At 36.9% G+C, this 10,728-nt stretch carries 8 protein-coding genes and 1 pseudogene; 5 read left to right on the plus strand and 4 right to left on the minus strand.

Annotation, left to right across the window (positions count from 1 at the left end):
• Positions 1 to 183: pseudogene (locus H131_RS25745) on the plus strand (CsxC family protein); the annotation flags it as partial.
• Positions 184 to 1,101: 918 nt separating this feature from the next.
• On the opposite strand, the gene H131_RS22725 reads toward H131_RS25745, so the two are convergent.
• From H131_RS22725 to H131_RS22740, 4 genes are all read right to left on the minus strand, one after another.
• The gene (locus tag H131_RS22725; RefSeq protein ID WP_010861483.1) at positions 1,102 to 1,665 is read right to left on the minus strand and encodes a histidine phosphatase family protein; all 564 of its coding nucleotides are present in this window, start codon (positions 1,663 to 1,665) and stop codon (positions 1,102 to 1,104) included.
• A gap of 2 nt (positions 1,666 to 1,667) precedes the next feature.
• The gene (locus H131_RS22730; RefSeq protein WP_010861484.1) at positions 1,668 to 2,729 is read right to left on the minus strand and encodes a M4 family metallopeptidase; all 1,062 of its coding nucleotides are present in this window, start codon (positions 2,727 to 2,729) and stop codon (positions 1,668 to 1,670) included.
• Between the two features lie 686 nt (positions 2,730 to 3,415).
• Positions 3,416 to 4,504 (minus strand): GerAB/ArcD/ProY family transporter, encoded by a 1,089-nt coding sequence (locus tag H131_RS22735; protein WP_010861486.1) that lies wholly within the window; start codon positions 4,502 to 4,504, stop codon positions 3,416 to 3,418.
• Between the two features lie 821 nt (positions 4,505 to 5,325).
• Positions 5,326 to 5,772 (minus strand): helix-turn-helix domain-containing protein, encoded by a 447-nt coding sequence (locus tag H131_RS22740; protein WP_010861487.1) that lies wholly within the window; start codon positions 5,770 to 5,772, stop codon positions 5,326 to 5,328.
• A 126-nt stretch (positions 5,773 to 5,898) separates the two neighbouring features.
• Between H131_RS22740 and H131_RS22745 the strand changes: the two genes are divergently transcribed.
• The 4 genes from H131_RS22745 to H131_RS22760 all read left to right on the plus strand — a co-directional run bounded on the left by H131_RS22745 (position 5,899) and on the right by H131_RS22760 (position 10,461).
• On the plus strand, positions 5,899 to 6,276 hold the full coding sequence (locus tag H131_RS22745) for a hotdog family protein (protein WP_010861488.1): 378 nt from the start codon (positions 5,899 to 5,901) through the stop codon (positions 6,274 to 6,276).
• Positions 6,277 to 6,333: 57 nt separating this feature from the next.
• Positions 6,334 to 7,317 (plus strand): MBL fold metallo-hydrolase, encoded by a 984-nt coding sequence (locus H131_RS22750; protein WP_010861489.1) that lies wholly within the window; start codon positions 6,334 to 6,336, stop codon positions 7,315 to 7,317.
• Positions 7,318 to 7,838: 521 nt separating this feature from the next.
• On the plus strand, positions 7,839 to 8,033 hold the full coding sequence (locus H131_RS24860; protein WP_153062537.1) for a spore coat protein: 195 nt from the start codon (positions 7,839 to 7,841) through the stop codon (positions 8,031 to 8,033).
• Between the two features lie 172 nt (positions 8,034 to 8,205).
• Positions 8,206 to 10,461 (plus strand): alpha/beta hydrolase, encoded by a 2,256-nt coding sequence (locus H131_RS22760; RefSeq protein WP_010861491.1) that lies wholly within the window; start codon positions 8,206 to 8,208, stop codon positions 10,459 to 10,461.
• Positions 10,462 to 10,728 lie beyond the last annotated feature (267 nt).

Below are 10,728 nucleotides of genomic sequence, written 5' to 3' on the forward strand. Positions count from 1 at the left end.
ACTATGGCAAGACCTGAAGGAACTTTCAGTAAATTGCGTGAAAAAATCGTACTGGATCTTACTGTTAAAGTACTACAAGTTCAACAAATCCGCCTTGCGGCGGGCAGTGTAGTAACGCCTGTTCTTTCAGGACTTACGCCTCCAGTTAGTCCTGCTAATGAATGTCCTACTAATGATTGGTAATCCTAGTTTTTAGAGGTCAGAGCAAATAAAAAGGGCTGTGCAATGCAAAAAATGTATATCAGAAAATAAACAGCCCTGGAATATTTAAGGGACACTGAAAAAATCTGAAATTTGAGTAGGCAGTTGAAAGTTCGTTTGAGTCGAACTTTCAACTGCCTTTTGGCAATAATAAAGAAATTAATTTTGAGTTTGGGCTTTTTTCTTTTTTATGTATGTTTGGTAAATCAAAGTATATTCATATTAAAGAATGTTTTTCATTTACATAGTTAGGTTGATGAGAATGAATCATTGCTATGAATGAGAGTGGCTGATTGGACGGCGTTATGGGAGTTGAACAAAAGGTTATTAAATTGTATTAACACCAAGCAAAAAGTTTTCGAAAGAAGATACTTAAGCTAGCGGTGGGCTTTAGTTGAATAAGAAATAATACATTTTTTATTTACGTGCCTATAAACATAACAGCCAGATTGCTAGTACATTAGAGCAAAATTTGTAGGGGCATATAGTAAAGCTGTTGAGGCGATTTTTTAAAATAACGTGATAGACGTCCACAATCGATGCACCAGCGTTAGAAAGTTGGTTGGAATGGTAAATAGGAGAAACCGCTATGAATTAGTGGAGTCTGATAAAGAACGATTTAGTTATCAGGTGTATTCATAGCGATTTTATTACATATATAAGTATTTACAAGATGATGTTAATTTAGACACTGCAAAGGAGGAAATAGAAAATGACACACTTTGAATACATGGAGAAACAAGGGCGAATGACTAATTTTGAATTATTGAAGCAACCAATAAAAAGGTTTCCATAGTAACGAGGGAAAGGAAGCAAACTAAGAACTTTAACAACCTCATTAGGAGATAACAATAGGAATCTACGTATATTCCAGCTGTATATCCTATAAGTTCATATAGATTACGGCATTCGCCATATTCGCTCAACTTGACTGCCGTTATTCACTGCTGTAACAAGATAAACATCTACATTGTTCATGGTCTTGCACTGCTCAAATCCTATTCCTCGATCGAATTCAGACAATAGAAGTGTCATCGTTACCCGGTGCGTGACTAGAATGACAGAATTGTCATCATCGCCTTCATTCAATTCATTGAGCAATGAACTTACTCGGTTCACCACCATAGAAATCGATTCGCCACCCTGAAAGGCGAATTCTTTATGCTCGAAAAGTTCCTGCAATTGATTCCATATATCCCTAGGTTGATTAGTCGTATTGCCCAATTCAAGCTCTGTAAGCCTGACATCCGCTTTATAACTCACACCATTAATAGCACGACAAATCTCGTCTGCTGTCTGTCTTGCACGTAGTAAAGGGCTAGATATAACGCGAATTACAGCAGGGTCATGTTCTTTAGCCAAAAAAGCCGCCACTTGTATCGATTGTTGCATTCCCAATGCCGAGAGAGGAGCTTCGGGATGGTTCCCCGAAGCTTCTCCATGACGTACGACATATATTTTCATAATCAGGATTTTGGTATCCGGCTTGGAATACCCACCTCGTGAAATGCATTCTTTACGGTATCTACAGCTTGTTGAGGTAACTTACCTTGACTAGTAAGCATATCCGCCGCGTGCACGATAGCTTCGAATGCTTCTTCAAATGTGGCGTTGGGGTGAATAATCTGCTTGTTTTGAAAAGCAGTATACCACAGGAATGCCGCCTGATCCGTTCCGATTTCTAACGATACAAGGACAAATGCCTTATTGGGTATACCGCTATAAAGATGGACGCCGCCATTATCCTTACTGAGAGGCAGCTCTTTGTAATGATCAAAGTGCGCAGGTTGATGATCGAATTGAGAGGCCGTTCCCGGATTTTTCATCGACCGTAATGCCTTGCCGGGAAATTCCGGTCCGACAATTTCATCCCCGATCAGCCAATCTGCAGTTTCTGCCGTTTGTCCCTTCACGTGCTGCTTCACGGCACTCCCTAATACATCCGAGAAGTGCTCGTTCAAAGCGCCTGATTGATGCTCATAAACGAGCTCGTTAATAAACTCCGTCACCCCGTGAGCCATTTCGTGGGCAATTACATCGATACTTCGAGTGAAATTGATAAACAATTTGCCATCGCCATCACCAAAGGCCATCTGGTTCAATCTAGGCACCCACATGGCGTTGTTCATCTTGATACCATAGTGGACATTGAATATCAGATCCATACCTTCATTATTTATTGAGTTTCGACCAAGCTTATTTTTAAAATAATCTAGTGTTTGTCCGCTAAGATCGTAAGCAAAATTTACGTTTTCATCACTAGTAGGAGGATTTCCTTCCTTGCGAACCAGCTTCTTCTTAAAATCTTCCGTATTTCCACTGTCATAAATCTCCCGCTTGGCCTGAGTTGGCGCTACAGAGGGAGATATTTCAGCATCATCGCTATTTTCAGCATCATCACTATTTTTTTCCTTCGTTTTTTTTTGTTCAATGGTGTCCATTTGTACAAGCGTTTTCTTTGCTTCTTCATTTCCCTCTTTTGCCAGTTTTTCAAGCAAATCTTTTGGTACAAATCCATCTTTACTCATGTGGTATTCCTCCAATTGTTTTTAGTGTGTTGCGTTAACCAATTGTAGGTTGATGCTAAACACATTCCTTTATACAAACCACATAATGTAAATGGAAATTAATAAAGATTCTCGGTTATACCAATCCATAAATCGGAACATCGTCAGCTTTGCCGTTGGATAATCAGTGTAAAATAACAGTAAGAAACTAAAAACTAAAAGGAGAGAATTACGATTTCTTCTTAAACTATCCAGTTCTTAGTTCAATAATCCCCAAAGAAAGAAGACCACTCCGTGATAGGTGGCCTTCTGCAATTGCTATCCGATTACCGTGGGTACCACTGCATAGAACAGAATGTAGTTGGCATCGTCTCCGTTGAATGTCTGAGAGTGGACTCCTTGATTTAATTCCGACTCACTTATAACGATGGTGCCGAGGTGGTCGTCCTCATCAATGTCGTCCTCATCGAAGAGAGTCACTGTTGCCTCTCCGGCGAATTGCATAACTATGTTCAGGTCCAACGTCTGTCCAGTTGTAAAAACTAATCCTAATTTTTAAAACAGGAAGAATTGTTGATTTGAAATAAAGTTAAATCGTTTTGTAAAAGTTACTCAAAATAAACGGTGAAATTTCAGCGGGAATTTGTGTTTGGAGTAACCTTATAAAAGGGTTTTACTACTAGGACCGACTATCAACTTGCTGCTACCTACTGAATATTACGTAATTTTGCAACAAAAAGTAATAATAAAGGCAATAAAATGGTTAGGGTTAATGTAAATAGTGGCCATGTTTCTTCATTATATTTAATTGAGTGAACAATACTTGGATGCATAATTTGGGAAAATGCAATTGAAATCATTCCAAGTGGTAGTATTAGCGGTCGATGATCTTTAATATTGAATATCTGCGCTAAACCCTTTACTGATGCGTAAAAATATACATACGATCTAACAAAAATTGTGAACATCCACAAAAAAGCCATTATTATCTCAATACGTTGTAGAAAATTCCCAATTGAAATATTTTGAGCCAATGCATAGCTAGGGTAAGATTGGTGAGATGTATTTGTTGCCCCAAGTACAAGTACAGAGAGAGTTATAATAACAATTAATACCAAACCTCCTGCTATTGAACCTATATAAAACCCTTTTTGAGCTGGCTTTTGTTCATTAATAGAAGAGGGAAAAATCATCAATAAAACAACCAATGGAAAAGAAAAGGTGCTCATAAAATATAATATACCAACTAGCAGTGACTTTGTTGGTGTATCAAGTATCGGTTGTACATTTTTAACGTCTATTTGTGGAGAAATGCAAATTACAAAAACAACAAATAAGAACAAAAACATAGGGAATAGTATTTCGGCACATCGTGCAAAGACCTCTACCCCTAAATAAGTAGCAAATAAAATAATGATACTAAACAAGATAGCAAATGCAACTTTAGGTGTCTCTGGCATGACTTCAGTATTCATAAAAGTCCCTATGAAAAAAAATAATTCTCCTGCTGAAAGTAAAGGTAGAGAGATAAAACCAACGGAGGTAAATTTACCAATAAATTTTCCTAGTATTTTTTCATTGGCCTCAATAAAGGTTAAATTTGGGGTCCTATTTCCTAAAGAAATGAAAAGCTTTACGAGTAATAAACTTAATATCACCCCTAGTATAGACGAAATCCAAGCATCCTGTTTAACTGCTTTCGCCATCGTTGCAGGAATAATTAATATAGTTGTACCTATTGAAAAGAGAAATACAATTATTGTGAATTGGCGTGCGCTAATAATTTCTTCTTCCATATATGTCACCCTCTTTACTCTCGAAAATTTTTATAGTAGTCATCACTTGGTAATATACGGAATATTGTTTTTCTATTTAGTTTCAATTAAAAGGATATACATATTGATGAAGAAATAATCAAACTAATATACAACAAGACCACTCCTTAAAGGGTGGCCTTATTCATTTCCTGTTTAATTTATAATATATTTTTTAATTATGTGCTTTTATCATTACAATTCAGATTGTAACTTGGACGTTAAATGATAATCATAAATCACGTTTAGCATGGTACATCTGTTGGCCCTCCACAATCTTTGTATCATGTGACTACTCTAAACCGAGTAGGGGCTATTGCACAAAGCTAGGCATTACATGAGGCGGTGCTTGGGTAGGTAGCATTGACCGTCCGCACGCGACTAATTGGTTGTTTTCAACAAACTCTCACTTAATAGGGAATGGATTTAGAATATCAACTACTTTCCTTGTAATTAAGTTAACGACAGCGGCAAATGAAGGTTTATGGATCAATTACGGTTTCTCTTAAAACCCGGTTTATTACCCAACTAGTAAGGGCTATCGTTGAAAGTTAAGTGTAATTAAAACTTAGACGGAAATTTAAAATGTTTGAAAAGAATTAGTTGTTATTCAACTTTCAGTGACGTTTTTCACTTAAACTAACGGAAGCTTTACTTGAAGAACATTGAGCTGCTTAAACAGCTCTTTTTTTTTATTGAGCTAACGGAGCAGTTTTGTTAAAAAGATATATACTGAAAAAAAGTCCCTTCAGATAGTTTGAAGGGACTTTCCTATATAGTGTATAACTCTAAAAACAAAATGATTATTTGTATTTTTTGGCTAGAGATTCGCTGCCAATTGCTCCAATGATAGTCATAAAAAACGGTCCAATTTGAAATAACAGAGAATCCTGTAAGAACACAATATTTAAATCAAATAACTTATTACCTATTACAATGAATATCTTAGCTAGTATGATTAAAAACCCAATTATTAGAAGAATATCAAAAAACAAATTCCATCTTGGATAGACTAATTTTTGGCTATCTTTTATGAGTTTCTCTTTCAAAGAATTATCCTCCTTTACTAATTCATCAAGAGTAATATCAAATATGTCACTTAACTTAATTAACAATTCAATACTAGGGTAACTTTCTCCACGTTCCCATTTGGAAATAGATTGTCTACTAATATTAAGTTTTTCTCCAAGCTGTTGTTGTGACATATTATGCTTTTGACGTTCTTCTTTTATTTTTGAAGAAAAATACATTTGATCAACTCCTATCCACAGTATATTTATTTGCACTAAAAAAATTAACATGCATATAAAAAGAGTATAATAAATATATTCTGAAAATTTAAGTTATTTAATGTGGACATACAGGGGGGATTTTACATGGCGTTAAAAGTAGGAGATATTATTACGTTTGAGAGAACGTATACGGTAAAAGATGTTGAATTATTTGCAAATATTTCATGGGACCAAGGAATTCATCATATAACGCCAGACGAACAAGGGAGACTAGTAGTTCAAGGCTTATTAACAGCCACGCTGCCAACAAAAGTGGGTGGGGAACATAATGTCTTAGCTCGTACGATGAATTTTGAATTTTTACGGCCCGTCTTTACGAGTGATACGATTATTTGTGAAGTGAAAATTGAAAAATATGACAAAAAAGAAAATAATAGAACTGCAATTGTTACAACGTTTTTCTGTAAAAATCAACACGAAAAAGAAGTATTAAAAGGCAATTTTTCTGGTATTATCCTTTAGGTTGATATGGATTTTAAATATAAAAATCTACTATTTTAAATATAAGGAGAGTTGGATATGAAGACATCCACTATTATTTTCTTTGAAAGAAAATTTCCAAGTGCAAATATGATGTTAGTTAAGGATCAGCTTCCAATACTTATTGACACGGGTTTTGGCAGTGATGTAAAAGATACAGAGCAATTAATAAAAGATGCAGGCGTTCTACCTAATGAATTACATCTTATTGTGAACACTCACTATCATAGTGATCATGTTGGAGGCAATTTTCATCTGCAAAGAAGTTATCAATTACCTATTGCTGCTCACAAATGGGAGGCTGATTTAATAAATTGCTGTCATCCTGAAGCCTGTAGTGCAGCATGGTTAGACCAACCAGTAGAACCATATCGAGTGGATAAAATACTCTCAGATAAGGATGAAATTGATACGGGAAGTAGTGTCCTGCAAGTTTTACATACACCAGGTCATACGCTAGGACATGTTTCTTTCTATGAACCTGAAAAAGAGATATTAGTTTGTGGAGATCTCTTTCACAAAAAAGATATTGGCTGGCTCAATATCTTTAGAGAAGGTGTGAACGCTATTCAACGGTCAATAGAAAGTTTAGACAGGTTAGCAAAGCTTCGCATTCAGAAAGCTTACCCAGGACACGGACCACAAATAGAAAATCCATCAGAGACAATTGATTTGGCGAGAAAGAGACTTGAACAATGGCTCGATAAACCAGAGAAAGTGTCATGGCATGCTTGTAAGCGGATTTTTTCCTTTACCTTAATCATTAACAATGGATTACCAAGAGAGGAAATGGCTAACTACTTACTAAAATGTGGTTGGTTCCAAGATTTTGCACGATACGCGTTTCAAACGCAGCCAAAAGATTTTGTTCAAATTTTGCTCGATGAAATGATTCGTTCAGGCGCAGCTAGTTGGCACAATGATTGGTTGATCGCAAGTACGCCATATCAAGCCCCTGACAAGAAATGGCTGCATAAAAACATAAAGCCGATAGATTGGAAACCCCAAGATCTTCTTATATAAATAAAAACAAAGCTTCAACTATTTTCATCGTTTTAAATAGGAGAGCTATAAAGTGCTAATATAAAATCCAGCAACTAAATGAATGAATGAACTGAACCCCGAATAGTGGATGAGTTACTATGCTCCCCATTCGGGATGTTTTGTTCATGACATCAATTAAGATTAAGAAAAGCGAACAGATTTGTAGCAACTGTATCAGTTCGTTCTATTCAATATACATATTTGGCTCATGCATTTCAGCTCAATAGATAGAGCTTAATGAATGTGTTCGCCGCCCGCAATCGATAGTTCAATGTGAAGCAGCGTTAGAAAATTGCTAGGAAAGGTAATTGTTCTTTTGCTAAGAGGATCCACAATTGGACATGTCTAATTGTGTAGTCGACTTTTCTGCGGGCTTCCTTAAAAATGAGGAGGCCCAATGTGACCAACTGAAGATTATCAATATTTACATTTAGGCAATTGCGTAGGCTGTCGATCTTTACATAGCATAACCTATACGGAAATCTAAAGGAGGAAAAATTATGCAATATAATTATGGTCAATATGACAGATACGATGATGACTACGAATATGATTATGACAGTTATGGCAGACGTCGAAGAAGGAGACGACCGCGTTATCAATACCCGTATTATCCATTCTACCCATTCTACCCATTTTTTCCGTTCTATCCACCATTCTATCGCCGACCATACAATCGTCCATACGGCTACTAATTTAAATAAGGTGCCTACTCTGAAAAAACTGGATTATTTAACAATACACAAGCAGCACAATCATTTATTTGATGATGATTGCAAGAATGATGAAAGCAGTCAGAAAGAGTCATCCTGTCACCTACAATAGAATACTTATAATATAGATTGTAGGTAGGGGGATCAAAAAAATTTGAAAGCATTCAAGAAAAACATTGCGTCATTTGTTCGAAAGCATTATGGAAAACGAAACCGTATAGAGCCATTGTCACCAGGTTGGAAAGGTGCAGTTAGCGCTCTAAGTACCGTAGCAATACTATTGATTTTGATTCAAGGGAAGTATTTATTAGAGCAGCGTAGCTTTTTTGATTTCGTTATGGCACTCGTCCTATTTATGTTATCGGTTACACTCATAAGTGGATTTCTTACGCTACTATGGCATGGATTGAAGAAAATTCCTAGTCGTTATATCTGGGTACTACTCACTTCACTTGTATTTCTGTTGTTCTGCTTTATTGCCCCTTTGGACGTTGCAATCCCATTTATACTACTAATAGCGGTTGTTGTTTCTTTGTGGGGCGCACTACTATCTAAATGGGTAAATGGCTGCTATAAAAATGCAGCAAAATCTAGAAAACTTAGCGTTCTCATAATTCTATTGATGATGACAATTGGCATCGGAGCAGGGAGTTATTGGCTGATTCATCCCGGGGAAGCTAACACCCCAAATGTTGTATTAAAGCACCTTAAAACTTCGCCACGTTATGACAATACTGTGCTTACAAATCCGGGGGAATCCGGTAGCTATCCGGTTAAAAAACTCACTTACGGCAGTCCGGATACTTATCGACAAGAGTTTAACAAACAAAATTCTTTGATGACTAAAACAGTGGACGCGAGCCATTTTGTAGAAAAATGGTCTTCTGTTCGCACGAAAACACTCGGTTTTGGGCCTGATGCAATGCCGTTAAACGGTCATGTGTGGTACCCAGAAGGGAAAGGAGACTTTCCGTTAGTCATGATTGTTCATGGAAACCATTTAATGACTGATTATTCCGATCCGGGTTACGAATATTTAGGTAACCTTCTTGCGAGTAGAGGCTATATCGTTGTATCTGTAGATGAAAACTTTCTTAACGGTTCACCCTACAATGATTTATTTTTGGCCAGTCCGCTAGAGAATGAGAATCCAGCGAGAGGTTTACTGCTGCTAGAGCATTTACAGACGTGGAAAGAATGGAACGAGAATAAAAACAATCCATTTTATCAAAAAGTGAATTTGCAACAAATTGCGCTGATTGGGCATTCCAGAGGTGGAGAAGCTATTGCGATTGCAGCCGCTTTTAACGAAATGGACCATCCTCCTGATAATGGAAACATTCAGTTTGACTATAACTTTTCTATCCGCTCGCTCATTTCTATTGCAGGAACAGACGGACAATATTTGCCATCAGGGAAACCGCTTCCGTTAAAAAACATTAACTATTTGGCACTACATGGAGCGCATGATATGGATGTGAGCACCTTCGATAGCGCTAATCAGCAATATCGGATGTCCTATACGGATAGGGAAGATTATATGAATGCGTCTGTCTATATCTATGGTGCGAATCATGGTCAATTTAATGAAAAATGGGGACGAGGAGATGGAGCTGGCACGGCAAATCAACTCTTTAATCTCAAACAAATTATGCCTCGTGATCAGCAAGAAACCATTGCTAAAGTATTAATCTCCGCTTTTTTGGATAGTACCTTGAAAGATAAGAAACCATACAAAGCGATATTTAAAGATTTAGGTTATGCGAAAGAGTGGCTTCCTGACACCATGTATATCAGTAATTACAATGATTCGCAAACAACTTTTATCGCTACATTTAATGAAGATATTGATCTCAACACGACCACTGTCCCAGACGGCAAACTGGTCGGTAAAAATTTGGAGGAATGGAAGGAAGAAAAAGTAAAATTAAAATATGACGAAGCAGATTTTAATGCCGTTCGATTAGGGTGGAATGCAAATGACCCCTCTTCCCCAGCTTTTTACACGTTGACGCTTCCCGATAAAGGACTGGAGTTAGGACAGAACACGGCTATCGTATTTTCACTTGCAGATGATAGAAAGGAAGAAAAGGAGTTAAGACAAGAGGAGCTGGTCGATTTTACAGTAACTGTAGAGGACCACAATGGCAACCAGGCAAGCTTGCCTCTTCATTACATTGCCAAATTGACACCTGCCATAAGAGGAAAAGTGCTGAAAAAACCGTTTTCCAATGCAGGTAATACTACAGAACCAGTGTTTCAACATTATGGATTTTCATTAAAAGATTTTAAAGAAGCGAATCCACAGTTTGATCCATTGAAGCTAGATAAAATCCATTTCCAATTTAATTTAACCAAACAGGGGACGATACTAATGAACAATATTGGTATTAGAAATGAAAATATATGAAGGTAGCTAGGTCATCTGTCAATCTGTACGCTGAAAACTTAATTGTATAGATAGCATGATGAAAAACTTTTTCTTCATTTCCAAGCACCTGATATTGAGCAAGCTAATCCTTTTTAAGGGGTAACATACTATGAAATACATGAGTGATTGTTTGCAAGGAAGCTGTTCCTTCTAGGTAAGCTAAAACGGCCTTTAATTTTATTTGTGCATGGTATTTAGCCATACAAAAACTGCACCTCCAACTGTTGTGGTATGCTCCCCATTAAG

The organism is Lysinibacillus sphaericus OT4b.31 (assembly GCF_000392615.1).
Lineage (GTDB): Bacteria > Bacillota > Bacilli > Bacillales_A > Planococcaceae > Lysinibacillus > Lysinibacillus sphaericus_B.

Excerpts from the sequence above, each read along its gene's own strand:
- H131_RS22735 (WP_010861486.1), bottom strand. The coding sequence starts at position 4,504 with ATGGAAGAAGAAATTATTAGCGCACGCCAATTCACAATAATTGTATTT.
- H131_RS22725 (WP_010861483.1), bottom strand. The coding sequence starts at position 1,665 with ATGAAAATATATGTCGTACGTCATGGAGAAGCTTCGGGGAACCATCCC.
- H131_RS22745 (WP_010861488.1), top strand. The coding sequence starts at position 5,899 with ATGGCGTTAAAAGTAGGAGATATTATTACGTTTGAGAGAACGTATACG.
- H131_RS22750 (WP_010861489.1), top strand. The coding sequence starts at position 6,334 with ATGAAGACATCCACTATTATTTTCTTTGAAAGAAAATTTCCAAGTGCA.
- H131_RS22730 (WP_010861484.1), bottom strand. The coding sequence starts at position 2,729 with ATGAGTAAAGATGGATTTGTACCAAAAGATTTGCTTGAAAAACTGGCA.
- H131_RS22740 (WP_010861487.1), bottom strand. The coding sequence starts at position 5,772 with ATGTATTTTTCTTCAAAAATAAAAGAAGAACGTCAAAAGCATAATATG.
- H131_RS24860 (WP_153062537.1), top strand. The coding sequence starts at position 7,839 with ATGCAATATAATTATGGTCAATATGACAGATACGATGATGACTACGAA.